This window comes from Paenibacillus sp. TCA20 (genome assembly GCF_000732325.1).
Taxonomy (GTDB): Bacteria; Bacillota; Bacilli; order Paenibacillales; family Paenibacillaceae; genus Paenibacillus; species Paenibacillus urinalis.
Genome location: NZ_BBIW01000003.1, coordinates 1 through 25590, shown reverse-complemented (window position 1 = coordinate 25590; position 25590 = coordinate 1). Strand labels below are relative to the sequence as shown.

General features: G+C 44.5%; 22 protein-coding genes and 2 pseudogenes. 3 read left to right on the top strand and 21 right to left on the bottom strand.

What is annotated here, in order from left to right; genetic code table 11:
- Positions 1–129: 129 nt before the first annotated feature.
- The 17 genes from TCA2_RS06430 to spoVAC all read right to left on the bottom strand — a co-directional run bounded on the left by TCA2_RS06430 (position 130) and on the right by spoVAC (position 16052).
- Positions 130–873 (bottom strand): LytTR family DNA-binding domain-containing protein, encoded by a 744-nt coding sequence (locus TCA2_RS06430; protein WP_047910779.1) that lies wholly within the window; start codon positions 871–873, stop codon positions 130–132.
- Between the two features lie 19 nt (positions 874–892).
- The gene (locus TCA2_RS06425) at positions 893–2647 is read right to left on the bottom strand and encodes a LytS/YhcK type 5TM receptor domain-containing protein (protein ID WP_047910778.1); all 1755 of its coding nucleotides are present in this window, start codon (positions 2645–2647) and stop codon (positions 893–895) included.
- 104 nt (positions 2648–2751) lie between these two features.
- Positions 2752–3528: a class I SAM-dependent methyltransferase gene (locus TCA2_RS06420; protein WP_047910777.1), complete on the bottom strand. Its 777-nt coding sequence runs from the start codon at positions 3526–3528 to the stop codon at positions 2752–2754.
- Between the two features lie 524 nt (positions 3529–4052).
- Complete coding sequence (locus TCA2_RS06415; protein WP_047910776.1) at positions 4053–4949, bottom strand: S1 RNA-binding domain-containing protein; 897 nt, start codon at positions 4947–4949, stop codon at positions 4053–4055.
- Positions 4946–5293, bottom strand: a complete 348-nt coding sequence (gene rsfS, locus TCA2_RS06410) for a ribosome silencing factor (RefSeq protein ID WP_047910775.1) — start codon at positions 5291–5293, stop codon at positions 4946–4948. The genes TCA2_RS06415 and rsfS overlap by 4 nt, the downstream gene beginning before the upstream one ends.
- A gap of 3 nt (positions 5294–5296) precedes the next feature.
- Complete coding sequence (gene yqeK / locus TCA2_RS06405; protein ID WP_047910774.1) at positions 5297–5899, bottom strand: bis(5'-nucleosyl)-tetraphosphatase (symmetrical) YqeK; 603 nt, start codon at positions 5897–5899, stop codon at positions 5297–5299.
- Positions 5880–6473, bottom strand: coding sequence for a nicotinate-nucleotide adenylyltransferase (nadD, locus tag TCA2_RS06400; protein WP_047910773.1), 594 nt, complete (start codon positions 6471–6473; stop codon positions 5880–5882). Before nadD ends, yqeK begins: the two co-directional genes overlap by 20 nt.
- Before the next feature lie 44 nt (positions 6474–6517).
- On the bottom strand, positions 6518–6811 hold the full coding sequence (yhbY, locus tag TCA2_RS06395; RefSeq protein ID WP_047910772.1) for a ribosome assembly RNA-binding protein YhbY: 294 nt from the start codon (positions 6809–6811) through the stop codon (positions 6518–6520).
- 39 nt (positions 6812–6850) lie between these two features.
- Positions 6851–7720: a shikimate dehydrogenase gene (gene aroE / locus TCA2_RS06390; RefSeq protein WP_047910771.1), complete on the bottom strand. Its 870-nt coding sequence runs from the start codon at positions 7718–7720 to the stop codon at positions 6851–6853.
- A 58-nt stretch (positions 7721–7778) separates the two neighbouring features.
- Complete coding sequence (yqeH, locus tag TCA2_RS06385) at positions 7779–8900, bottom strand: ribosome biogenesis GTPase YqeH (protein ID WP_047910770.1); 1122 nt, start codon at positions 8898–8900, stop codon at positions 7779–7781.
- A complete protein-coding gene (locus tag TCA2_RS06380; RefSeq protein ID WP_047911204.1) occupies positions 8897–9424 on the bottom strand; it encodes a YqeG family HAD IIIA-type phosphatase in 528 nt (175 codons plus the stop codon). Before TCA2_RS06380 ends, yqeH begins: the two co-directional genes overlap by 4 nt.
- A gap of 80 nt (positions 9425–9504) precedes the next feature.
- On the bottom strand, positions 9505–11718 hold the full coding sequence (locus TCA2_RS06375) for a transglutaminaseTgpA domain-containing protein (RefSeq protein ID WP_047910769.1): 2214 nt from the start codon (positions 11716–11718) through the stop codon (positions 9505–9507).
- Entirely contained in the window at positions 11715–12962 is a 1248-nt protein-coding gene (locus TCA2_RS06370; RefSeq protein WP_238546312.1) for a DUF58 domain-containing protein, read from the bottom strand. The genes TCA2_RS06375 and TCA2_RS06370 overlap by 4 nt, the downstream gene beginning before the upstream one ends.
- Positions 12963–12967: 5 nt before the next feature.
- Positions 12968–13924, bottom strand: coding sequence for a MoxR family ATPase (locus TCA2_RS06365; RefSeq protein WP_047910768.1), 957 nt, complete (start codon positions 13922–13924; stop codon positions 12968–12970).
- 245 nt (positions 13925–14169) lie between these two features.
- Positions 14170–14520, bottom strand: a complete 351-nt coding sequence (gene spoVAE / locus TCA2_RS06360; protein ID WP_047910767.1) for a stage V sporulation protein AE — start codon at positions 14518–14520, stop codon at positions 14170–14172.
- A 3-nt stretch (positions 14521–14523) separates the two neighbouring features.
- A complete protein-coding gene (spoVAD, locus tag TCA2_RS06355; RefSeq protein ID WP_047910766.1) occupies positions 14524–15543 on the bottom strand; it encodes a stage V sporulation protein AD in 1020 nt (339 codons plus the stop codon).
- On the bottom strand, positions 15540–16052 hold the full coding sequence (gene spoVAC / locus TCA2_RS06350) for a stage V sporulation protein AC (RefSeq protein WP_047911202.1): 513 nt from the start codon (positions 16050–16052) through the stop codon (positions 15540–15542). The genes spoVAD and spoVAC overlap by 4 nt, the downstream gene beginning before the upstream one ends.
- 476 nt (positions 16053–16528) lie before the next feature.
- On the opposite strand from spoVAC, the gene TCA2_RS06345 reads away from it, so the two are divergent.
- Positions 16529–17602: a M42 family metallopeptidase gene (locus tag TCA2_RS06345; RefSeq protein ID WP_047910765.1), complete on the top strand. Its 1074-nt coding sequence runs from the start codon at positions 16529–16531 to the stop codon at positions 17600–17602.
- Positions 17603–17726: 124 nt separating this feature from the next.
- On the opposite strand, the gene TCA2_RS06340 is transcribed toward TCA2_RS06345, so the two are convergent.
- Positions 17727–18437: a metal-dependent hydrolase gene (locus TCA2_RS06340; protein ID WP_047910764.1), complete on the bottom strand. Its 711-nt coding sequence runs from the start codon at positions 18435–18437 to the stop codon at positions 17727–17729.
- 267 nt (positions 18438–18704) lie between these two features.
- Positions 18705–18896, bottom strand: a pseudogene (locus TCA2_RS06335) (5-methyltetrahydropteroyltriglutamate--homocysteine methyltransferase); the annotation flags it as partial.
- 169 nt (positions 18897–19065) lie between these two features.
- Here TCA2_RS06335 and TCA2_RS06330 point away from each other — a divergent pair.
- Positions 19066–23946: a DNRLRE domain-containing protein gene (locus TCA2_RS06330; RefSeq protein WP_047910762.1), complete on the top strand. Its 4881-nt coding sequence runs from the start codon at positions 19066–19068 to the stop codon at positions 23944–23946.
- 18 nt (positions 23947–23964) lie between these two features.
- Complete coding sequence (locus TCA2_RS06325; protein ID WP_047910761.1) at positions 23965–24213, top strand: hypothetical protein; 249 nt, start codon at positions 23965–23967, stop codon at positions 24211–24213.
- A gap of 54 nt (positions 24214–24267) precedes the next feature.
- Here TCA2_RS06325 and TCA2_RS06320 read toward each other — a convergent pair whose 3' ends face one another.
- Positions 24268–25224, bottom strand: coding sequence for an IS30 family transposase (locus TCA2_RS06320; protein ID WP_047910760.1), 957 nt, complete (start codon positions 25222–25224; stop codon positions 24268–24270).
- Positions 25225–25320: 96 nt separating this feature from the next.
- Positions 25321–25590 (bottom strand): annotated as a pseudogene (locus TCA2_RS27975) (hypothetical protein); the annotation flags it as partial.

The window sequence follows — 25590 nt, the reverse complement described above, 5'->3', positions numbered from 1 at the left end:
TAATTAAATGAGCAAGCGAAGGGGCAATTTACGATTAACATGTCGTAATCTTGAGACAAGACGCATTAAATCTGCTATGAAGTGCATCAGACATGTGATGAAATGCAATGAATGAAGATCCCGGCTCTGTTATAATTCCATCGCTTCGCGGAACGATTTTGCATAATTTCGGCTTACGGCAAGCAGCTCACTGCTTCCTTTCAGTTCAAGCTGATATGCCCCATTGAACCACGGAACCAGCCTTTTTACATATTTCATGTGAACCATATAGCTCTTGTGAATACGAAAGAACGGGTAGAGCCTGAGCTTTGCCTCCAAGTGCTTCAGCGGCGTTTTAACTTGATGCACTTGATGGACAGTAACAATCTTTGTATAAGGCTCTTCACGAGATAGATAAATGATGTCATCCGGGTCAATAAAGTGAATCTCTCCTTCTTCCTCGATGGACAGCTTCCCACTAGACTTCATTTGCGCAGGAGATGATGACTCCTGATGTGGACTAAGAATTGCTCTCTCCAATCTCTTGACGGTCTCAGCCATGCGTTCTTCGTCAATCGGCTTGAGCAGATAATCGAGCGCTTCGACTTGAAATGCATCCACTCCGAACTGAGGATAAGCCGTTGCGAACACCATCTTTGGCGGGCTCTTCATCTTCATCATGGCTTCCGCGGCCTGCAGTCCGTTCATAATGGGCATTTCAACATCTAGAAATACCACATCAGGCTGCAGTTGAATTGCCTTCATGACCGCCTGCTCCCCCGACTCTGCTTCTCCTACTAGCTCAACTGAGGAATATTGCGCCAATAGATACGCAAGCTCTTCCCGGCTATACCGTTCATCGTCCACAATTAAAGTTCTGATTCTCTCTGTCATTAGGTAAGATCCCTGCCTTTCATTGGTCTGATCTCCCGCTTGCAGATGCTGGTGGAATGAGGAACTTCACTTCCGTGCCTGCTTGCTCACTGCTCTTAATCTCTAGCGAAGCTCCGATACCATACATCAGAGTCAATCGACGGGATACGTTATATACTGCAAGCCCGGTACCTGTTGAGGATTCTATCTTCTGTGTGCCAAGCTGACTAAGCCGTTCCTCTCTCATTCCTTCTCCATTATCTCTGATCAGCACCGATACACCCGTCACGGGATCATCGGTGATTTCGATGTGGATAACACACTGTGCTGTCCTGTTACGGAAGCCGTGGCGGATACAATTTTCCACAAGCGGCTGCAAAGTAAGTGGCGGAACCATGGCCTGCAGGGCGGACTCCTTGACATCATAATGAACTGTAAGCTTATCCTCAAACCTTATTTCTTCGATATTTAAATAGGAGCGAAGATGCTGAAGTTCTTCTAGTAGCGTCGATTGTTCCGCGGTGGCTGCTGTCAGATTCTTGCGGATATAATCTGATAAGCTACGAAGCAGCTTGCGAGCCTTGTCCACGTCTATTCTCGTTAATGACAAAATCGTGTTCATCGTGTTGAACAGGAAATGAGGATGAATCTGTGCCTGCAGTGTCTTAATTTCAGCCTCCCGTGCGAGCTCTTTGGCTTCAGCCAGCTGGGCAGCTTCCAGCTGGTAGCTTAGCAGCATGGTGAGTCCAGACATGAGCTCCGTTGTTACATGGGTTATATCCTTTTTGCTGCGAAAATAAAATTTCAGGGTTCCCACTGTCTGGCCCCCCTGTTTTAACGGACCTATGACTGCTGCACCGAGCGGACAGCCCTGCTTCTGACAATGAATCTCCTCGTTGTCTACAATGAGCATTTCTCCCTGCTCAATCACATGCCGGGTCACCTCCGTCTGCAGCGGCCGTCCTGCCACATGATGATCGTCTCCGATTCCAATATGGGCCAGAATAACATGCTGATCGGTCATAGCGATAGCACTGGCCTTAACCTCACTGAACAGAATTCGGCATACCGCTTCAGCTGATCTGAGCTTCATTCCCTGCCGCATATATCCGAGCGTCTGACGGGCAATACGGAGTGAAGTCTGTGCCTGCTGAGCAGCTGCCTTCTGCTCCTCGTTAACGACAGAGCGGATAATAAGTAAAAAGAGGGCACACCCGATTCCATTCGCAACGATCATCGGAAGACCGATATACCCTACTAGGCTGAGTGCCTGCTCAAAAGGTCTTGCCAGCAGCAGAATAATTAGCATTTGCAGGGATTCAGCGACCGCTCCTAGGATGAGTGCTTTCGAGAACCGGATCTGTCCTCCTGTCTTACGAAATACCCCTGCCAGTATTCCAGCCAATATCGTGGCAAGCCCGCACGCAAGGCCAGTAAAGCCTCCCAAGGTAAAACGGTGCAGGCCGGCAACCAAACCGGCACCTAGCCCAATCTTCCATCCACCAAAGAGACCAGCCATCACGATGCCAACGACTCTGGAATTAGCGATGGCTTCCTCCTGAGATACCTCAAGCATCCATTTGTTGAGGGCCAATGAATCAGGATGTACGGTAAGTCCGGTATAGGTTCCGATGATACCCAGTACACCAAACACCAGCACCGCTTGCACCTGTTGAACGGAAGTCAGCTTGTCCAAGCTCAGCATGGTCCGAAAAAAACGCAGCCGGGATACGATAAACGCAATCGTTACGATGATACCAATACGCTCCGTCATTGTAATCAGCAGTTCAAACAAGGTACTCCCTCCGTTTCCTCAGCAGATCAAGGCAGCTTAAGACAAAAATACGAGGACTCCTATTGAAGGAACCCTCGCTAGATGATGGAATACTCCCTATTTTATCATAGAGGCTTAACTGCAACGAAAAATAACCGCGAAGCGTCTTCCCCTGCAGGCTTCCATTCAAAATCAGCATAAATCTGTACATCTGAGAAGCCTGCCTTGTGCAGCTCCAGCTGCATCCACACCGGATCATACGCCCTTTGATTATGAATCTCTTCGAATCGACGGTACATATCCCGTCCACTCTCTTCGGCTCGTGTAAAAATGCTGAGATGGTGCTCAATCTCATACGTGGGACGATGGAAGTCACAGGTCCATATGTAAGAAATTGATTTTTCATCAAGCACAAAGGGCTGCTCCTCATCATAACGAACAAACGTATTCGGATGGTGTACATCAAACAGGAATACTCCGCCCGGCTTAAGGCCGGCATAGGTTTTTTGGAAGGTCCTTACGATATCTTCTTCTTTGAGCAAATAATTGATACTGTCACAAAAAGAGATGACCGTGTCTGCCTGCTCCGGCAGCTCCCAATCCCGCATATCCTGCTGAACCCAGCGAATGGTACCTTCTCGGAAAAAGCGGTTCCCTTGCGGTGACTCGTCCAGCTTCTGCCGGGCAACAGACAGCATATCTGCAGATAGATCGATGCCTGTCACTTCAAAGCCCGATTTAACAAGCGGGATCGTAATCGAACCGGTGCCGCAGCCGAGCTCGACAATGCTTTTTGGTATGCCATGCTTCTCCCAAGCTGTTCTAGCAAACCGCAGCCAATCCGGATAGGGCATATCTTCCATAAGTTCGTCGTATACATAGGCAAATTTCCGATAGGACATGTTTGACACCACTTTCATATGAAAACTTAGTGTAAAAAGTTTGAGTTAATAATCGAGATGAGCTCAGCTGATTACTTATGAGGGACATTAATTCTGTAAGTGGAGCAAGAAAAAATTTGAAAAAGATGATAAGGTCGCGCTGCGTTCGCTTTTTGGCTGAATCTCTCCGGTTGACTTCGTCAAAAGTCGTTCTTCATCCAAAAAGCTCACTACCACGTGAACTCATTTTTTTCAAATAGTCGTTTGCTTGTTCACAGAGGAATTAAACTCCCTTATTCCGCATCTGCCGAAATCAGGCTCGCTTATTAAAAAACCCTTTTTGCACCCAAGACGGGGGCAAAAAGGGTGGGTGCTCCTGCCTCTATGTTTAGAGGCAGGAGCACCCATAAACACCCGTACATGATTTAGTGTGAAAGCTTCGCTTCACTCGAATCATGCAAGATCACAATTCATAAAAATCAAAATCATAAATTTAACGCAATTTACCCAGGACAAGAGGGCTACTTATAAAGTCAGCTATCTCTCTATTCAGCTGGCTTATCCTCGTGACCTGCAAGGTAAGTCCAGTTCTCTTTTTGCGTCACGAGTCCATCCTTCATCAGCTTCCCAATCGCGCGCTTAAATGCAGACTTGCTGATGCCGAATTTGGACTTAATGATGTCCGGTGGAGTCTGATCGGAATAAGGCATCGCTCCATTTGGGCGCTCCTTCAGAAAGGCTAGAATTCGATCCGAATCCTCGGTTCTTCCAATCTCTTTACGCGGAGCCATACCCAGGTTCACCCGGCCATCCTCTCGCACCAGCGTAACCCGTGCTCTCACCGTTTCACCCAGTCTCAATAGACGGCTTCGCTCGGAAGAATGAATCATCCCGATTGCGCCGAAGCCAAGTACACCGCCATGCACCAGGACAAAGGTACCCATCTGCAGCGGCTTGTACACCGTAGCTTCAACCCACTCATTCATCCAGCTCGTCGGCGCATGAAAGGCCAGTGGTGCAAGCTCGCGCTCCCCGGCCAATTTGGCCCGAAGCCGGCCCTGCTTGTCATGCTCCATCATAACAAAAACCTCATCGCCAACCTGAGGATGAAGTTCTTTCATTTCCGGCAATTCGCGGATCGGCAGCAGCAATTGGCGGCCCAGCCCCATTTCGAGAAAACATCCTAGTCGTGGATGAACGTCTGCCACCACCAGCTTTGCCATCTCACCTAAGGTTAGGAAAGGCTTCTTCATCGTAGCCGCCAGGCGATCCTCTGTATCGTAAAAAATAAATACTTCCAGCTGCTCATCTACCTTAATCTCGCGTGTCAGCTCTGTATAATGCAGCAGTACATCCTCGCTGCCCGTTGTCAAAAAATACCCGTACGGCGACACTTCCCGAGCGACCGGGAGGGTAACGACCGTGCCTGCAATTAAACTCATACCGTATTCACCACTTTGGCATCAGACCAAAGTCTTTCAATATTATAATACTCGCGTTCATCGCGATGGAATACATGAACAACGACATCCCCAAGGTCCATCAAAACCCAGCGGGCGGAGTTCATGCCTTCGATTCCGTTAATTTTTACGTTCTTTTCTTGCGCACGTTTACGAACTTCTGTCGCGATCGCCTGAACCTGGGTATCTGAGTTACCGTGACAAATGACAAAGTAATCAGCGACCAAAGAAATACCTCTAAGGTCCAGAGCAACAATGTTCATTGCTTTCTTATCGTCTGCCGCATCCATCGCCATTTGAAGCAATTCGTTAGATGATACTGTCATGGATCAACCTCCAATTGGATTCGTAAAATTTTGTGATACTTTTAATTGAGCAATAAGATCATTACGCGTAAATAAGGTTAAAGGGTAAATCACTTTTTTTAATGAAATCAGATGTGTTATGGTGCCGTCAAAGCCAGCGAGAAGTGCTTCCTCAAGGCTATGCTCCGCCAATTCGCGAATATTATGCACCCCCGGAAAATCACGCCCCGGCTCTATATAGTCCGCCAGACACACCACCTTATCCAAGAGAGACATGTTGACTCTTCCAGAGGTATGCCATTTGATCGCATTCAGCACCTCTGAATCCGTCACCCCATAGTCCCGTTCGGCAACAAAAGCTCCGACCTCAGAGTGCCACAGCTGTTTGTCGTGCAGAAGAAGGTCCTGATTCAGTCCATTTTCCCGAATAACCTTCTCCATTTCATTAACCGGCCAGTACTTTGCAACATCGTGCAGAATGGCAGCCAGATCGGCTTTACGGGGATCAGCACCAAAGCGTTCTGCCAATATTACCGCTGTTTCCATGACTCCTTGTGTATGTTTCCAGCGCTGTGGCGGCATTTGCTCAGATACGGCCTTAATCAGATCATCTCGGCTCTGCTGCATACAATCCGCTCCTTGTAATATAATCAAGCACCGCTTTGGGTACCATAAACCGAACCGATCTTCCCTTCGCCAGCCTGCGTCTAATCCCTGTTGATGAAATTTCGACCTGCGGCATGTCGGCATGAAGCACATGCTCCTGTAAGAAATCAGGCAAATCATCGAGATGCAGCTCAAAGCCCGGGCGGCCTACTCCTATAAATGTGACCAGCCTCGTCAGATCTTCGATTCGTTCCCATCGTGACAAATAATTGACCATATCCGCTCCAATAATAAAATACAGTTCGATGTCAGGATGCTGTCTTCGAATGATCTCCATGGTATCTATGGTATAGGATACGCCGCCGCGTTCGATTTCGACATCAAGCACTCGATAATCCTCGTACTCTTCAGTCGCAAGATTCGTCATCTCGAGTCTCTGCTCTCCGGTAGCACCTGCGGCATGCTTATGCGGCGGAATATGAGATGGCATAAACCAGATTTCATCCAGCTTATACGCATCCTTAACCGCCTCCGCTGCCATCAAATGTCCCATATGAATCGGATCAAATGTTCCGCCCATAATTCCAACTTTCATGCAGTGAACTCCTTTTTGTACTGTACTCGCTGTCTTCGTATGCGTTACGGAAGTACGATTTGCTTGTTATCACGCGATTCTTTGTACAGTGTAATCGTGTTACCGATAATCTGCACAATTTCGCTGCCCGTACGTTCTGCCAGCTCTTCTGCAATTTCGTGCTTGTCATCCAGATTGTTATTAAGTATGGAGATCTTCATCAGCTCGCGCTTCTCAATCGCTTCTTCAATATGACGGAACAGATGCTCATTAGTACCGCCTTTGCCGATTTGAAAAACAGGGTCCAAGTGGTGGGCCTGTGAACGAAGATATCTTTTTTGTTTTCCAGTTAACGTCATTATATTTGCTCCTTAAACTTTCATTTCGTTATCATCAACTCACGAGGTAAAGCTGGCGAGAACTGCCCTGCGCATCGCTTCTACAGGTGCCTGTACGTGCAGCCAGTGCTCAAACGCAATAGCACCTTGATATACAAACATGCCGAGACCACCGTGAGTAATGCAATTTTTGTGCTTGCTGTCTGTCAGCAATTTGGTTTCCAGCGGGTTATAGATGAGATCACTGACGACGATCCCTTCAGGGATATGCTGGATGCTGACCGGGGTTTGATCCGTATGAGGATGCATACCTACTGATGTTGTGTTAATTAAGATATCGGCCTGTGCCAATACCTGTTCCGCGCTATCTATACTATACCCATTAACATTGCCGAGCACCTTAAAATCCTTGGCCAGCTCTTCCGCCTTCTCCGCTGTGCGATTGAGAATGGTCAAAGACTGAGGCCGTTCCAATAGAAGAGCATAAACGATTCCGCGTGCGGCTCCGCCAGCCCCAATGACAACCACATGCTTGCCTTCAATCGTAGAAACTGCTTCCTCCTTCAAGGAACGCACATAGCCGACACCGTCTGTATTATACCCGATGAGCCGCCCCTGCTCGATTACCACCGTATTTACTGCACCGATGAACCGGGCACTATCATCCAGTTCGTCCATATAGGATAGGATATCCACTTTGTGCGGAATCGTCACATTGAATCCGCGGAAATTCATCGCCTTCATTCCCATTACGGCTGCCTGGAGCTGATCCGTCTCCACATGCAACGGAACATAGGCCCCCTGCACACCGGCTTCCTGCAGTGCAGCGTTATGCATTGCAGGAGATTTGCTATGGGCAATGGGATTCCCGATAACACCAAGAAGATAATACCCGCTGACGGGGCGGGCAAGCTCTGTCGTCAAGTTCATAGTTTATTCCTTCCTCCCATGAAACTCTTAAGGCACACAGCTCCAGGCTGCAGCTCGATTAGATCAAGGATGGCCGAACCATTACACGAACTCCGCGAGGCGCATGAACGGCGACAAGTGCACCCGTCTGCCCATTCACTTTAATCCAGCCGAGACCAGAGATGAACACATCACTGCGGCTGCCTTTGGAAATACGGATGTCATGTCTCGTCCACTCCGGCAATTCCTCAAGACCTTCACGTGTTGGAGGTGATAACAATTCACCTGCATGATTCTCAAACAGCTCGTCCGCTTTTTCAAGCTTCGTCCGATGAATCTTAAGTGTATTATTCGTGTACAGAGTGAAGGATTGATGCTCTCCTTCAATAAAATCAAACCTTGCAAGTCCACCAATAAACAGGGACTGGCCGCTGTTCAATTGGTATACACTCGGTTTAAGCGGTTTGTCCGGCATGATCGCCTGCAGATCTTTACGGGATACAAGCTCACTGTAGCGCCAAGGATACACGATTCCCGGCGTGTCAATAATGGAAGCCCCATCATCGAGTGGAATATGCACCATATCAAGTGTCGTACCAGGGTATCTAGATGTTGTAAGCTCCTGCTCTAGATCACTGTAATCACGAATCAATCGATTGATCAGTGTCGACTTCCCTACATTCGTCGCACCCACAACATATACATCCCGATCTGCACGATGCATATTCACTGCTTCTAGCAAGTAATCAAACCCCTGATTCTGTTTCGCACTGCAGAGTACGACATCCACTGTACGAAGCCCTTGAGCCTTGGCTTGCTGCTGCACCCAGTTGCGTACCTTGTTCCAATTGGTCACTTTGGGCAGCAGATCTGTTTTGTTCACCGCGAGAAGCACAGGATTATTCCCTACAAAACGCTGTAATGCCGAGATCAAGCTTCCTTCAAAATCGAACAAATCTACAATATGAATGACGAGCGCATCCTTGTCGCCGATCTTACTGAGAAGCTTCAAAAATTCATCCTGATCAACGGTCACGGAAGAAGCTTCGCTGTAATTTTTTATACGAAAACAACGCTGGCAGATTACAGGATCACGATCCAGCGCTTTCATTGGAGTATATCCCGGCAATTCAGGGTGTTCTGTTTGCAGTGCGATTCCACATCCACTGCATCTCCCCAGGCCGTCATGCGTATGATTCATTTTTTCTTTTCCTCCTCAAGCCATAAACCTTTCCTGCGCAGGCGAGACAGTGCAATCCGCTCAACCCGTCTATTAAATTTCGTCATCCATCCTTCATCCGCTATTGCGATCGGAAGCACGAGGACAGTATACAGTCCCAGACGATTTCCACCGAACACGTCCGTCAGCATTTGGTCACCGACAACGACCGTTTGATCCTCAGCCAAATTCATCATTTTCATTGCTTTGCGAAAAGGTATATTGGAAGGCTTTCTGGCCTCGTGAACGTATTCAATCTTATGGGGTGTTGCAAAAGTGGATACACGGGTCAGCTTGTTATTCGACACGATGACCAGCTTGAAGCCAGCATCTCTGACCTTCTCAAACCAAGCGATCAGCTCAGGCGTTGCTTCAGGAGCCTTTGCTCCGACAAGTGTGTTGTCGAGATCCGTTATAATCCCTCTGTAGCCCTGCTCATAGAGCGCAGCCAAATCAATATCAAATACCGTGTCAACCCGCAGCTTGGGCATCAACATTTCAAACAACATGTTCACCTCGTTTTTTCATACGACAAACTATAACATAATCTTTACGGTTAGTAAAAAGGCAAACGGGCACGGGGCGCTTACGCCCGTGCCGTTCTCAGCCTTTTTTTCATTTGTCCGGCAATCCGCTGGACGTCCTGCCATTCATTCTCTTCAACATGGCTTGGGCTGTACCTTGCCATCTCGAATTGCTTCAATAAGGAATGAAGCTCACCTGCGACTTGCGGGGCTTCAGACTCCCATCTTTGTACCGATTCTCTCAGCGTCTCATGCTCGGACCGCTTGAATCCCTTGCGCCTAAATGAACGTATCCATCGTTCAGTCTCAATGACTACCTTCTGGTCTGGAGTCAGCGGTTTGCCTATTCGTAGCCTTAGTAAATAGAAATGGAGAGAAAAACGATTGCGCCATAGCATGTAACCAGCCCAAGCGGCAAGTACTGCTCCGGCCGCCCAAATCACAATCGGACTTACCGTAAAGTCAGAGCTTTCTGTATTCTGCACAGGCTCTGCGAGTTCTTCCTCCTGCTCTTCTTCTTCAACCTCCGGTGTCTCTGCAAGATCCGGCTCTGACTGTTCCGTCAGCAGCGGCATATTGAACCCCGGAGTGGCTTCAACCGGAATCCAGCCATATTCCTCTCCGAAGTACACTTCTGCCCAGGAATGGGCATCCGCATTGGTCACGGTATAAGACAGGGTTGGTGTGTTGCCTGTTGCCTGCGACAACGCCATGTCCTCTCCAAAGGCTGCTTGACCCGGAGCATAGCCTTTTACCCATCTTGCCGGAATGTCCAGAGAGCGTGCCATCATTACGAGAGCTGTTGAGAAGTAATCGCAGTAGCCTTCCTGTATTTCGAACAGAAAGCTGTCAACAAAATCTGTACTTTGTTTCAGCGATAAATTGGGATTGTTTGTGTATGAGAAATTCGTTGTTAAATATTCTTGCAGTAAACCGACTTTTTCATACGGAGTTTCGGCTTCAGCCGTAATTTCCTCAGCGAGATTCACTACCCGGTCAGGGAAGTTATTCGGAACCTGCAGGTAGTTATCGTTCACAGAGCTGCTGTACAGATCTTCGTGAGTCTCTCCAATCAGTCTTTCAACAGGAACGAGAGGAACCTCCGATACAATGGTATAAGTCGAAGGGTAGCTTAATTCTCTAGGATTAGAATCCCAGTGAAGCTCAGCTTGGCCGCTCTTCCAATCCAGCTGATTAAATTCCGTCTCACCATTAATTGCCTGAACCTGACGAATGGCATAAGCTCCAAAAAGCACGGGATAGACATCATCATTCAGCATACTGACGGTCTGGGTTACCTCCCTGGTCTGTATAGAGCCCCTATCTCCGTTCTCTAAATCATTACCCGATTCTACTTCATCAAACTGTCTTCTTGAAGTCGATGGCTCTTCCCATCCCGTACCCGAGTACTCATCCCGAGTCTCTCCGCGCCAGTAGCTTCGCTCTGTCGTAGTAATTGTCATTACAGGAGAGTAATCATAATTGAAGCCTCCGCCCAGGCTGTTATCCTGCCTGCTGTATCCGGATTCTGAGGCAGAATTGAGTCCGCCTTCTCCTCCAGGCGTGCTGCTCGCAGGGATAACATCCCCTCGGTAGTTCACCCAAGCTGTATAAGGATCCGTTAGAACTGGCGGAACTTCAGGCATATTTACTCCCGCTACAATAATCAGTGCAAAGATGACGACCACGTTAGCGATGACTTTGAGCGGATTCCGTCTGAGCCTTTTCCATCCCTGTGGAAACTTAAGCTGGAACCTGCGCAGATGAAGGCATACAAGCCAGCCCATGGCGGCAAACACGATCCATGCCACCTCTTCCCACAGAACAGCGACTGTAAAAGAATCCAGGATACCCATAGCAAGAATGTTAAGTCCTACAAATACAAGAATTCGCTTGGCATTCACTGCTAACCGAATAATACATTCCAGCATCACCCAAGTGCTTACAGAAAACCAGATATAAGGATTGGTCGCAAGCACAAATTCAATAAGCCAGCTCGACTCTTCGTCAGGGCTAAAAATGGAGTAGGATGAGAGCACATAATATAAAATGAATAACAGAACGATTGCTTTAATGACAAAACGGTACGCCTGCTTGATTGGAAAAATAATTTCTACCAGACTAATGCCAATCAGCGTCAAAGCGACCAAGCTGGTCGTTTCTTGAAACCAGATCGGCTCCGTATAAGCTACCCATTGCATTCCGATCATGACGATCCACAACAGGGCGAATGCATTGTACCAAGACCCTACAACTTTGCCAGCCCATGTTCTCATAGACCTCCACCTCCCATCGCTGAAGGCAGCTCTTGCAGATCAGACACCGCATATCCTTTGATCCCGCGTCCACGAAGAAGTGTCAGCCATTCACTCTTATGCGCCTGGCTCGCACGCTGCTCGATACGAATATGAGAAGCAGTCATTCCGCGTGTACCGGCATATCGAAGTGATTCCAGAACATTTGCATTATCCAGCGGCGAGATGAGTACAAAAAACGCGCCTTGCGGAAAGGACCGGATGGAATCTTGAATGCTGGAGAGAAGATCACTTGTGCCTGTATAATCCAGATCAACAAGATGCTGAACCATCTTCTGACGCTCATTCTGACTGTCCGTAGGCAGGAACAGCTTGGTCTCCTCACTGATGGTACACAGCCCCATGCTCAGACGCTCACGATTGCCATATTCAAGGAGCGAGGCAGCAGTGGAGACGGCAAGTTCAAATTGCTCCGAGCTCTTGTAGCCCTCCTCAGTCGCATCCAAGACCAGAATCGTCTTCGGCAGCGACTCATGCTCAAACTCTTTGGATTTCCATTGTCCCGTCTTGGCTGTCGCATTCCAGTGTATGCGAGATAACCGGTCTCCATAGACATAGTCTCGAACTCCATTAATTTGCGTGGTTTCTCTGCGGGACCGTGTGAGAGCAGCCTGTGGACCTGACAGCCGAGAATTTTGATCGTAGAGCTGCCAATACGGAATAAATACGGTTCTTGGAAGTACTCTGAAGCTTCCGTAGGCGTTAAATGTCCCTTTATGCTCAATAAGACCGAAAATATCTTCGCTAATACATTCTGTCTCCATAAACTTGTATTTGCCCCGCTCAAGCGGAGGGGTAAGAAAGACCAATTTCCCGCTGCCCCGCATATTCGGAACAAGACTTTCTTCAAATGACCAGGATTCTCCGTTATGACGCTTGAGCACTTCCCTCACGATAACGTAAGGTAACGGCAGCAGCCCTGGAATTTGAAGGCCAAGCTGAACGTGCACCTGATCTCCTGCATGCAGCAGCTCTGTATGTTCTCCGCTCGAGGTTAATTGCCGTGTTCCCACAGCTCTTCTGGCGCCTCCGAATTGGCCAATCAGCAAGTAGATGCTAAGCAAGGTGACCATGCCAAACAGCATAATGGAGGTCTTGCCTCCTTGAAACAATACATAAAATAAACATATGATCCAGACGAAGAGCACAATCCACGCTTTAGATTTCGTATATCGACCTGTGCGATAGCGAACTGACTTCAGCATAATATTCAGCGCTCCAACGATACAGGAACATGCTTCTGTTCAATAATTTGGGCAAGAATTTCTTCCTGGCTCATTCGATCCAGTCTTGCTTCAGGCTTCAGCACAACCCGGTGCGAGATGACGTACGGAGCAAGAACTTTAACGTCATCTGGAATGACGTAGTCTCTGCCGTTCAAGAAGGCATACGCTTTGACCGCATTCATGAATGCAATGGAAGCACGAGGACTAGCCCCGAGCAGAACGGAAGCATGCTCTCTTGTGCTGCGCACAATTCCAAGCAGATAATCGGTTACAGCCTCGTCCATATAAACACTTCGAATTTCTTGCTGGACTTCGGCAATTTGATCCATGTGGGTAACAGGTCTAAGCTTATCTGCCGGTTGTCCTTGCTGATGCTGTCTCAATAAATGCTTCTCTGTTGCGGCATCAGGATAGCCAAGGCTGATCTTGAGCATAAACCGATCCAGCTGAGCCTCTGGGAGCATATAAGTTCCTTCAAAATCTATTGGGTTCTGTGTTGCGCACATCATAAACGGTTTAGGAAGCTCATACGTGTCTCCATCGACCGTGACGCTTCGCTCCTCCATGACTTCAAGCAGGGCGGATTGCGTCTTTGTGGTGGCACGGTTAATCTCATCGGCGAGCAGAATATTGGTCATGACCGGACCAGGTCTGAAATAAAAACGCTCATCCCTCGGATGGAACACGGATACACCTGTAATATCACTCGGCAGGATGTCAGGATTACATTGAATTCTGCGGTATTCTCCCTGCATGGAGCGGGCTAACGCCTTGATCAGCTGAGTCTTCCCCGTCCCGGGAACGTCTTCTATAAGAACATGCCCTCCAGCCAGCAGTGCTGTGAGCAGTAATTGTATTTCAAAAGATTTGCCTAATATAGTAGATTCGAGATTCGATTTTACTTCGGATATGATCTGCATCGATTCCTTACTTACGGGCATGTACGTATGTACCTCCTAATAGGCAGTATATTTTCCTTTTATTGTACATGAAGTGAGTAGGCAAAGTACAATGTTTGCTCTACCTTTTTTCATATTGAAATTGCTAGATTTGAAACTATGGGGTTTAAACACGACTCTCGAGCTTCGATAGTGTAACTTACTCATCCTTGTTAAGCAACAAAAAAAGACGAGGCATTCTTTCTCTGCCTCATCTTAGCTTTATAACGAAACCCATTTTATTAAGCTCAGCCCTTCGGCTTAAAAAACAAGGCAGCCAGAAAGGAAAATATAATAGCCGATGATATGCCTGCACTGGTAAGATTGAACACCCCTGTGATGACACCAAGCCATCCATCCCGCTCCAGCTCGGTCAGCGCTCCATGAACAAGCGAGTTGCCAAAGCTCGTAATCGGTATCGAAGCGCCGGCGCCGGCGAACTTCACTAAAGGATCATACCAGCCCACCGCATCCATAACTGCGCCTGTTACGACCAGTGTGCTCATCGTGTGTGCTGGAGTCAGCTTGAGTACATCGAACATGAGTTGTCCGATCACACAGATCAGTCCGCCAATAAGAAAAGCCCATAGAAACTGCATGTCTTATTCCTCCTCTCTCTCAATAGCTACGGCATGAGCGATACAAGGGATCGTTTCGCCCTGCTGATAAGACAAAGGAGATAATAAAGCGCCTGTTGCTACAACCAATACTTTATTTAATTCCCCTTTTTTAATTCTTTTGATTAAATGTCCGTACGTTACTGTTGCAGAACAGCCGCAGCCGCTGCCTCCGGCAAATACATACTTCTGAGTGTTGATATCATAAATCATGAGTCCGCAGTCGTTGAACTCTGTCTGCTCCATCGGTATTCCTTCCTTTTGAAGCAGCTGCTTAGCTATAGGCAGTCCAACCGAGGCGAGGTCTCCCGTCACGATCAAGTCATAATATCCAGGCTCCAGTCCCGTATCCCGAAAATGAGATATGAGCGTGTCGGCTGCTGCAGGTGCCATCGCTGCCCCCATGTTATAAGGGTCCTTGATGCCCAGATCCATAACTCGTCCAATGGTTGCACGGCGAACGACAGGTCCGCTGCCCGTCTTGCTTACAATGGCGCAGCCGGAGCCTGTTACTGTATTTTGCGCTGTAGGCGGCTTCTGAGCCCCATATTCCGTTGGAAAACGGAACTGCTTCTCAACCGTACAATTGTGGCTTGAAGTGCCAGCCAGAACGTAATCTCCGCCTCCCGAATCGACAATTAAGGAAGCTAGCGCAAGGCTTTCCATGGACGTTGAGCAAGCGCCGAATAAGCCTAAGTATGGAACACCCAGTTGCCGCGCAGAAAATGAACTGCTGATGATTTGGTTCATCAAATCACCACCCACAAAATATTGCAGTTCGTTTTTCGATATGTTTGCGTTAGCGATCGCAATTTGAGCAGCCTGCTCAAACAGCCGACGCTCCGCTTTTTCCCATGTTTTTTCGCCAATCTGCAGGTTGTCATAGATGTAATCAAAATCCTCGGCCAGCGGTCCTTCCCCTTCTTCAGGTCCCACCACGCTGGATGTACCGATGATGCGCGGCTTGTTCTCAAATTCCCAGGTTTGTCCTCCGACTCTTCTCATAGATGGTATCCTCCGAATCCAAGGCAAGCGTAGATTATACCAATAATAAATGCAGCAACGACACCAAACACGATGACTGAACCAGCGAGCTTGAACATGTTGGCGCCTACCCCGAGCACAAGACCTTCAGCCCGATGCTCCAGTGCAGCCGAACACATGGAGTTCGCAAAGCCTGTAACAGGGACCGCGGTACCTGCTCCAGCAAATTGCGCGATCTTATCGTATACACCGAGGCAGGTTAAAATAATGGAGATTAGAATCATAACCGCCACGGTCGGGCTCGATGCTTCCTTCGAGCTCATATCGAATCCGGCAACAAAAGCCTGCTGAACACACTGACCTATGAAGCAGATGAACCCGCCTACAAAAAAAGCTTTGATACAATTCTTAAGTACTGCTCTCGGCGGTTCATGTTTTTTGGCAATTTTCTTATATTCCTTCGTATCAAGGGATAGCGATGGCGTATTTGAGCTAGTATCTTGCGATGGAGACTGCGATTGATCTGGAATCGTTGACACCCCCTCTTACCGTCTTAAATTTCACTCGGGTCTTTCACACTGTTTACCGAGGATAATTTAATTATGGTTAAAGCCCGCAAATGTTATGAATGGTAAATCATCCTTTCTTGCAGGCTTTATGTGCAATAGAGCATGGGGGATTAAATTTATTTTGTTGTAAAAAGGGTCGATCAGGCATTATTTATAAAAAAGCAAAAAGACAGTTAAAATAAACAAAACGCCGAGCATAATTAATCCTTTTCGTACATGAGGGTCCATATCGATCGCATACTCCCTTCATAAGTCGGCTGAATTTTATGGTTTCACAAAGCTATGCACTTCAGTATATGCACTAGGCACTTGTCATGTGAGTCCGCTTCATAAATCCTCATTCTTATTGGATAGACAACCGAAGATCGTCCGTTCATAATAGAGTAATTGAACAGTGGTACATAAAGAAGTACTTACAATCAGAAGGAGAGATGAAGATGGAGAATAAAACCAAAGAATTGTTTAAGACGCTCACCGAATTCCCTTCGGCTCCAGGATTTGAGAGAGAGCTTCGTGCATATGCCAAGGGCCTGATGTCCCAATACACGGAAGAATTCGTACAGGATCGGCTTGGCAGCTTGTTTGGTGTACTTCGCGGCAACGAGCAGGGCCCGCGGGTCATGGTGGCTGGTCATTTTGACGAGGTCGGATTTATGACTTCTGGCATCACAGAAGCAGGTATGGTTAAATTCCGCCCGATTGGCGGCTGGTGGAGCCAGGCTGTTCTATCACAGCGTCTGCAAATTATTACTCCAGACGGCCCGATCACAGGTGTTGTAGGCTCAACCCCGACCCATCTGCTGTCTCCAGCTGATCGTGCTAAGCCTGTAGAGCTGGACTCCATGTATCTCGATATCGGTGCAGACAATCGCGCGGAGGCCGAATCATGGGGCATCAAGCCAGGTATGCAAATTGTACCGATCTGCGAGTTTACACCACTCAAGAATCCCAAGAAAATTATGGCTAAAGCCTGGGATAACCGGTATGGTGTAGGACTTGCAATCGAGCTGCTGGAAGCACTGCATAAGGAGAAGCTGCCGAATATCTTGTATTCTGGCGCAACCGTTCAGGAGGAGCTCGGACTGCGTGGTGCACGCACTTCGGCCAATTTGATTCAGCCGGATATTTTCTTCGCTCTTGACTGCAGTGCTGCCAATGATATGACCGGAGATAAGAATGCTTTTGGACACATTGGCCATGGGGCCTTGCTCCGTATCCTCGATCCCGGCATGCTTACACATCGCGGCGTTGTAGAATACGTACAGGATACAGCAGAGACGCATAAGATTAAATATCAGTATTTTATTTCACCAGGGGGAACAGATGCAGGTCAGGTGCACTTGAGTGGTATCGGGGTACCATCGACCGTGATCGGTGTGTGTGCTAGATATATCCATACCTCAACTTCCATTCTGCATACGGATGATTATGATGCTGCGAAGGAGCTGCTCATCAAGCTGGTGAAAGGCTTAGACCGTACAACACTTAATACAATCATCGAAAACTCTTGATTCGTCAGATTCATTCGGGATGGATACACCAGAGACGATGGAGCAAGAGAATTAAATATTGCATAGAAAAGAGGTGTCCTGACCGGCCTGCAAGCCGAACAAGACACCTCTTTTATTGGAGACATTATAAAAACAAAGGAGAGAATGCAATCCAAGCAATAATAAATGTAGCTCCTATAAAGAACATCTCTATCCAGGCTCCCTGCTTCGTGCCTGTACTCATCAATTTGAACTTAAGCTTCCACTTGAATGGAGGAAGCGGCTTGATTCCGCGATTCGTTAAACTATCAGCAATCAAATGAAGCAAATAAGACAGGCCGCCGGCCATCCAAACCGCATCACCATAAGACTGCGTCGAGCCATAGAGGAGAAAAGTCCAAACGCCTACGCCATATAATGTATGGGTTAATCCACGATGAGGCAAAAACGTTGTCAATATAAGCAGACTTCCCACGAGCAAATGCCATGGATGAAAGCTCCCTCCATAAACAATTAGCCCCAGTCCAATAAAAAATATAACCCACTGTCTAAGTGATCGAGAGGGCATAAAGGATACGATGGCAATTAGTGCTGCAAGAATTAAATTCCATGGATAGTTCTCCATCCCGTAAATGCCCACGACAGCTGCCGCAGCAATAAGAGCCACCTGAACGATCCGAAGAAGCCAGTTGGGTAGGACCCGAGTAACCAGCAGTGAATTCGGTTCGTCAATGTCAGGCAGCACCGAGCTGATAAAGGCAACGGCTGCCGCCGGAATGGACAGGCTGATTCCTCCCATATGCAAGAGTGAGAGCGAGACACCTGTCCCGACGATAATGTGGGTTCTGCCCATCATGATTCCTGTACTTCCTTTCTCTGCCCAATCTGTAGTTGTGAACAGCCCCTGATGTATATACAAGAAGGAGCAACTTACATAAGGGAAATATGGACATCATTATAGCACATATGTTCGTGTGGGTATACCCAATATTATCCTCAGTTAAATATTCATTATGTAATTTATGCACTACTGAATCCATTCAATATCGTTTAGCGTTATCGCAAAAGCATAAAGGGAGCGAAATTCGCTCCCTTTAATGGTTCAAGCTGCATATAAACTGAGTTATGTCCAAATCTCATCTGCAATTTCTTTAACAAAACGAAGCTTGGCCCATTGCTCATCCTCCGATAGAATATTACCCTCCTTTGTCGAAGAGAAGCCGCATTGCGGACTCAAGCAGAGCTGTTCAAGCGGCACATAGGATGCTGCTTCTGCAATTCGGGCATTGATCTTCTCCTTTTCCTCAAGCTCCCCAGTGGTAATTCGATTGATTTTTGTTAGCTTCAACTTGGAATTTTTTGTTCATTGCTATTGAAATTTGTTTTTGTAATAATGATTTTTGCTTACCAATTTCTTCTCAAATAGTTATAACTTTCATTGGTTATATTTCAGAAGAAGAGTAATTTTAATTAGGAGATGAAAAATGAATAGGTTATTTCAAAAGTCCATTATACTTGTAATGGCAGGTTCATTATTGACCTCAACAGCAATTAATCCAAAAGCGATAGCAGATGTTAAAGATAACAAGACATCTGATGTCGTAAATATCAAAAATGAAAGGCAGGAATTAATAGGAGAACGAAGTGAATATTCAAAAACATACCTAAACAGCAATGGTACATTAACAACTGACATTTCTCCAACGCCGATCCATTACTTTGATGAAAACATGGAGAAATGGAAACCAATTAATAACGTTCTTAAAGAGAATAATTCATCTATTTACAATAACGCCCACTCTTTTGATGTAAAACTAGATAAACAACACACTTCCGAAGACAACCTACTTGAAATTTCAGAAAATAACTATGAGATAAATTTGACTCCAATGAAGGAGGAATCGGTTACTAATACTACTTACTCCGAAATAGAAACTGCCATAGATGCGGAAGTTTCTAACAATACTGTAATCTATCCAGAAGTGTTTGAGAATGCGGATCTAAAATATTCCTTGGGTAACGATCGTATTAAAGAGGAGATAATTTTAAAAGATAAACCTGCTAACCTGGAAACACCGGTTATCTATACCTTCTCATTAGATCTAGGTAATTTAACATACAAGCAACGAGAGAATGGTTCAATCCTTTTATTAGATAAAGAGTCAGGTGAAACAAAGTATTATATTGAAGCACCTATTATGTATGATTCCTTTAAGCCTAATGGATATAAAGAGAACGAAGGAATATCTACAATACCAGAGGAAGCAATTTCATATGATATTAAGTACGATCTGAGAACTGAAAATAATCAGTTGTATATAGACCTAGTCCCCAATCAGGAATGGTTGCTCAGTGACAAGAGGGTCTATCCAATAACTTTAGATCCTACAATAGTTAAATATCAGCCCAAATATGCACTTTCTGATACAAACATTCGAAGTGCATTCCCAAAACAGACAGCACCAACGGAAACAACCTTAGGAGTAGGTTTATACAAAGACGCAACCCAAAATAATATTATTCGTTCATTAATTAGATTTGATACTAGTTCAATTCCCCAAGGAGCAAATGTTTTAACAGCTGATTTGAATTTATGGTTGGCTTCAGTATCTAATGACACTGGTATGAATGTAACCTTGCATTCAATAAACACACCATGGACAGAATATTCAGCTTCATGGATGTACTCTGATGCTGGAACACAGTGGAATACTCAAGGCGGAGATTTTAATGCTTCCCAAGTTTCTACTGCATATGTAGATACTCTTACATCTTTGGATGTCAATTATAAGTGGTCTCTCACACCGTACATGATGGAAAAGTGGATTAATAATCCTGATTCGAATTTAGGTTTTTTACTCAAAAGTTCATCTGAAACCACAAATACCTATAAAAAATTTATTTCCGGTGATGATACCGCTAACACAAAAAATACTCCTCTTCTTAGTGTGACCTACACTTCAGCAAGTCGTCTAGGATTAGAAGATTATTGGACTTTTGATGGCATTAGTATGGGAGAAGGAACTAGCAACGTCAACTTAGGCACTGGTAATAACGTTATTCAGTATACAGATTATAATCTAGATTCACGAGGTGATACTGCTCTAGTATTTGGTAGAACATATAATTCTAAATCAGTAGAATTAACACCTTTTGGGTATGGATGGGTTTATAACGGGTATGAAAGCATCTATGATGCTTATAAAACAGGGAATGTTCTTTATACAGAACCTGATGGAACATCTCATTATTTCAAATATGACCAATCTACAAAGAAGTATATTTCTCCACCAGGTAAATACCTAACGTTAACAAAAGTAACGGATCAAAACAAAGGAACAACAGGATACACCATTACTGATAAAAATGGATATATTACTCATTTTGATACTGTAAATATAGATAACGAACTTAGTGTAGTGACTGCAAGAATAAGCTATGAACAGGATCTATATGGAAATAAACTTGAATACAAATATTCAACAGATGGAAAGTTAACTGGTATAGTCGATGCTACGGGTAGAGAACTAGTATTCACTTATACAACTAGTGGTTTAGTTGACTATGCGATGTTAGAAGGACAAAAAACAGATTACAATTACGATATTAATAAAAGACTTGTTTCGGTGGATCAGTATTCTACTGACGGAACTTATAACCGAACAAAATATGGTTACAGCCCAGAAGGTTACCTTACTTCAGTTATTGATCCTAATAACCGCAGGACAGACTTTACTTATGAGAATGAATATGTTGTAAAAGTTCAGGAGCCATCGACAGACGTTTCTGGTGTAGATGGTTTAGAACGACCGGGAAAAACCTATCAATTTGCTGGAAGAACCTCTTATGTTACCGATGCGCTAGGTAATGTAACTGAGTATCACATGGATAGCAATTATACCCCTACATTAATTGTTTATGCAGACGGGACAGAAGAACAGGTTGAATATGATACAAACTATAATCCAGAGATTTTTATTGATTCTGCTGGCAAGAAATATATTCAAAAATATGATTCATACGGTAATGTTCTTGAGAAGACTGATGAAGAAAATCGAACAACAAAATACACGTATACTTCTTTAAATTTTGTTTCTACAGAAACAGATCCAAGTGGGAATGTTATAACCTATGCTTATAATGATAAGGGTAAAGTAGACACCATTACTGATTCAAAAGGTCAGGTAACAAAGCATACCTATGATCAATACGGAAACTTAAAAACTGTTGATAAACCCGATGGTTCTATGGATTCATACTCTTACAATGCAGTTGGGAATGAAGTATTAACTACAACCGATGGGAATGGAAATATTACAATATCGGTAACAGATAAACAAGGGAATGAATTAAGCAAAACTGATGGTAAGGGAAATACGAGTTATTATGAATATAATCAACAAAATGAACTTGTAAAAGTTATTGATGCAAACAAACAGGTTACTACGTATGACTACGATAATAATGGTAACCTTTTAAGAACAACATATCCAAATGGTAGTGTTGAGGTAAATACTTACAATGGAACTGGGCAGATCTTATTGTCTACAGATGCCTTGGGCAACACTACAAATAATAAATATGATTCTAATGGTAATCTTATTGAAACTAAGACTCCGAATGGCAGAATTTTTACCTATGTTTATAACGAATTGAATCAATTGGTTGCCACCAAAGAAAATGACAATGTTATCTACTCATACACATATGATCCGAATGGAAATTTGGAAACCATTAACGATGACGAAAAAGTTATTAAGTACACGGATAGTGGTTCTATTGATTCAGAAATAGATAGAGGAAGTTCAAAAAAATATCTATATTTTGAAAATGGGGAAGTTAAGTCTCTAACGTACTCTGTTAATGCTATTGACTCCGTAATTAACTATAATTACGATGAGTTTGATAGACTCACAGATCTGTATTTCAATAATACTAAAATTATTAGCTATGGTTATGACACCGCTGATGACCTCAAAAATATTACTCTAGGTAATGGGGCAACAACAAAAACTGAATATGATAAAGCTAAAAATTTAACTGGTTATGCAAATTATCGTTCTGATGGAACAGCCATCAACGAATACAATTATACCTATGACCAAAATAATCTGATTAAGTCAGTAACTGCTTCCACTGGAACTGTTGAATACGAGTATAACAACCTTAATCAGTTGATTTCAGAAACGTTGACTGATGGTACTAAAATTGAGTATTCGTATGATTTCATGGGTAATCGAGATACTAAAAAAGTAACAAAGGGTTCCGATGTTACCACCAATGAGTTAACTTTTAATAAAGTTAATCAAATTAGTACATTTAATGGTACCGCTTTTGAGTATGATCGGAATGGTAACTTAGTTAAAGATAATCAAAACGTATATGTTTATAACGTTTTTGATCAGTTAACGGAAATTAAGGACACTGATAATGTTACTATATTTAGTGCTAGATATGATAATAATGGAAAACGTATCAGTACTGAGACGAAAAATAAAAAACGCAACTATTTCTACCAAGATGATAAAGTTATCTACGAAACTGATGAATCCGGGAATATAGTAATTGAATATATATGGGATGAAAGTGACGTACCAGTTGCATTTATATTTGAAGGACAAACATATTACTATCACTTAAATGGTCACGGGGACGTTGTCAGTTTAACTGATAATTCAGGGAACATAGTTGCTTCTTATGATTACGATGCTTGGGGAAATATAATATCCCAAAGTGGTGAACTTGCTGATGTTAACCCTTATCGTTACGCAGGATATCGCTATGATGATGAAACTGGTTTATATCTGTTATCAGCGAGATATTATGATCCAGATCTAGCTGTGTTCCTAACTATGGATTCACATTCTGGAGATAGTGCTTCCCCTATTAACCAAAACAAATATTCGTATAGCGATAATAATCCAGTGAATTTGGTTGACCATGATGGCGATAATCCCTTTGCTATTATTCAAGTAACATTTATATTAGTTAAAATTGGAGTGAAGTATTATTTAAAGAAACAAGCTCCAAAAAAATTAGCGAAACAGGCTACTTACACAGCTCGAAGAGTTTCTAAATCTAAATCTAAGAACTATAATTTTAGAAATATGAAATTTGCTAAGAATCATAAACACCACTTGAATGAATTTGGTGCTAAAAAACTTAGTTTAGGGGCATACTCAACAAAAGCTAACAAATTCTTCAAAGCAAAAAATGGCCGGAACGTATTAAAGAAATCAAGAGCAAATGGAGATCGACTCTATTACAATCCAAAAACAAATGAATTCGGAATATTAGATAGAAAAGGTCACATAAGAACATATTACAAACCTAAAGCTGGGATGAAGTATTGGAGAAGGCAATAATAAAATCAGGAGATTAATATGAAAACTTTTATTTGTCTTGTATGTGGATACAACGAATTGGAAGAACCCCCTATAGATGAATATGGATATAAAACATTTATCGTTTGCCCATGTTGTGGATTTCAGTTTGGTTTTCACGATGATGATCTGGAATACACCTACGAGGGTTATCTAAAAGAATGGATTCAAAATGGAGAGAAGTGGGTTTACCTTCCTAAGCCAGAGAATTTTGATTTACAAAAACAGCTGAAAAATATTAAGCAGTAGCTAAAAATAGAAAGAAGCAGCCGTTCACGGCTGCTTCTTTCTATTGACAGATTGTCAATCCAAGTGCGACACTTCATTCTCAAAAGATTCGTGAGCCGTCTTCCAACCTAAACATTTTCTTGGTCTGTTGTTAATGAGATGGAGGGCATGTTCTAACTCGTCTTCAGATACCTCTGCGAAGTCCTTTCCTTTTGGGAAGAACTCTCGTAGGAGGCCGTTTCCATTCTCATTGGATCCTCGTTGCCATGAGGAATAAGGATCTGCAAAATACACCTTCACGCCGTGGATTGCTTCCAGATCATGAAAGCATGCGAACTCCTTCCCACGGTCAACGGTAGCCGTTTGGAAGGTGCCCAAAGGGTGCTGTGCAGCAGCTACGCCCACAGCGATTTCCATAGATAATGCCGTGCGATCTGGCATTTTAATGGCCGTGTACAACCGCGTTTTTCGCTCGATAAAGGTAGCCACACAAGCCTTGCTTTTTCCTCGGCTAGACACGACCGTGTCCAGTTCCCAGTGACCAAAGGTTTCTCGGGAACGAATCTCTTTAGGGCGTTGTTTGATAGTAGTGCCTACGAGGAATCGACCTCGTCTTTCTTGAGGCTTTCGTCTCTTGCCTTTGTGCCTTAGCTGTTGAACTGTCGTACGAGCCAAGCGACCTTTATAGAGCCACCGATAGATCGTTTTGAACGAAACCATGAGTTTGCCTTTTGAAGCATAGCTCATTGAAATTTGCTCAGGTGACCAGGTTTCATGAAGTCGTTTCTCTATCTCTTCACCAAGCGCCTTCGTCCACTTTCCTCGTGAACGTTGGGCTTGGCGAAGACACTGATACCGCTCGTCTGAAGCTACCGCCTGATAACCATCTGAACTTTGATTTCGTTTTAATTCTCGGCTGATCGTAGAGTGGTGCCGCTCCAATTCACGAGCAATGGCTCGAGCAGACAGCCCTAGTTGATGGAGTGCTTCTAGTTTACTTCGTTCGATTATGGTAAGATGTGAGTAGCTCATGGACTGATTCTCCTGTGTGAATTTGGTGTGGTAACTTTATTCTACACGAATCAGGCCATGGGCCATTTTTATATTTTTTGAACTAGGTGTCGCACTTCATATTACAATCCGTCTAATCTCATTCAAATGTTTATATAAGTAATCTTCTACTGCTTTATCTTCGGTATCTCCTATATTGGACAGTAATTCAACTATCTCTAGTTTGGACTGTTCCACTTGAGAAGATAACTTTTCTTTTTCCTTATTCGTTTCCATACCGAGGATATCAATAAGCGTAATTTCGTTTCCTTGCTTATCCGTTTCGATCATATCGTGGAGTGATACGTCCTTACACGTCATTTTTAAAAGGAACGAAGATGCATCAAG

Bases quoted from the DNA above. Each gene is read 5' to 3' on its own strand.
- TCA2_RS06430 (WP_047910779.1), bottom strand. From the start codon at position 873: ATGACAGAGAGAATCAGAACTTTAATTGTGGACGATGAACGGTATAGC.
- TCA2_RS06420 (WP_047910777.1), bottom strand. From the start codon at position 3,528: ATGTCCTATCGGAAATTTGCCTATGTATACGACGAACTTATGGAAGAT.
- TCA2_RS06415 (WP_047910776.1), bottom strand. From the start codon at position 4,949: ATGAGTTTAATTGCAGGCACGGTCGTTACCCTCCCGGTCGCTCGGGAA.
- rsfS (WP_047910775.1), bottom strand. From the start codon at position 5,293: ATGACAGTATCATCTAACGAATTGCTTCAAATGGCGATGGATGCGGCA.
- yqeK (WP_047910774.1), bottom strand. From the start codon at position 5,899: ATGCAGCAGAGCCGAGATGATCTGATTAAGGCCGTATCTGAGCAAATG.
- nadD (WP_047910773.1), bottom strand. From the start codon at position 6,473: ATGAAAGTTGGAATTATGGGCGGAACATTTGATCCGATTCATATGGGA.
- yhbY (WP_047910772.1), bottom strand. From the start codon at position 6,811: ATGACGTTAACTGGAAAACAAAAAAGATATCTTCGTTCACAGGCCCAC.
- aroE (WP_047910771.1), bottom strand. From the start codon at position 7,720: ATGAACTTGACGACAGAGCTTGCCCGCCCCGTCAGCGGGTATTATCTT.
- yqeH (WP_047910770.1), bottom strand. From the start codon at position 8,900: ATGAATCATACGCATGACGGCCTGGGGAGATGCAGTGGATGTGGAATC.
- TCA2_RS06375 (WP_047910769.1), bottom strand. From the start codon at position 11,718: ATGAGAACATGGGCTGGCAAAGTTGTAGGGTCTTGGTACAATGCATTC.
- TCA2_RS06370 (WP_238546312.1), bottom strand. From the start codon at position 12,962: ATGCTGAAGTCAGTTCGCTATCGCACAGGTCGATATACGAAATCTAAA.
- TCA2_RS06365 (WP_047910768.1), bottom strand. From the start codon at position 13,924: ATGCCCGTAAGTAAGGAATCGATGCAGATCATATCCGAAGTAAAATCG.
- spoVAE (WP_047910767.1), bottom strand. From the start codon at position 14,520: ATGCAGTTTCTATGGGCTTTTCTTATTGGCGGACTGATCTGTGTGATC.
- spoVAD (WP_047910766.1), bottom strand. From the start codon at position 15,543: ATGAGAAGAGTCGGAGGACAAACCTGGGAATTTGAGAACAAGCCGCGC.
- TCA2_RS06345 (WP_047910765.1), top strand. From the start codon at position 16,529: ATGGAGAATAAAACCAAAGAATTGTTTAAGACGCTCACCGAATTCCCT.
- TCA2_RS06340 (WP_047910764.1), bottom strand. From the start codon at position 18,437: ATGATGGGCAGAACCCACATTATCGTCGGGACAGGTGTCTCGCTCTCA.
- TCA2_RS06330 (WP_047910762.1), top strand. From the start codon at position 19,066: ATGAATAGGTTATTTCAAAAGTCCATTATACTTGTAATGGCAGGTTCA.
- TCA2_RS06325 (WP_047910761.1), top strand. From the start codon at position 23,965: ATGAAAACTTTTATTTGTCTTGTATGTGGATACAACGAATTGGAAGAA.
- TCA2_RS06320 (WP_047910760.1), bottom strand. From the start codon at position 25,224: ATGAGCTACTCACATCTTACCATAATCGAACGAAGTAAACTAGAAGCA.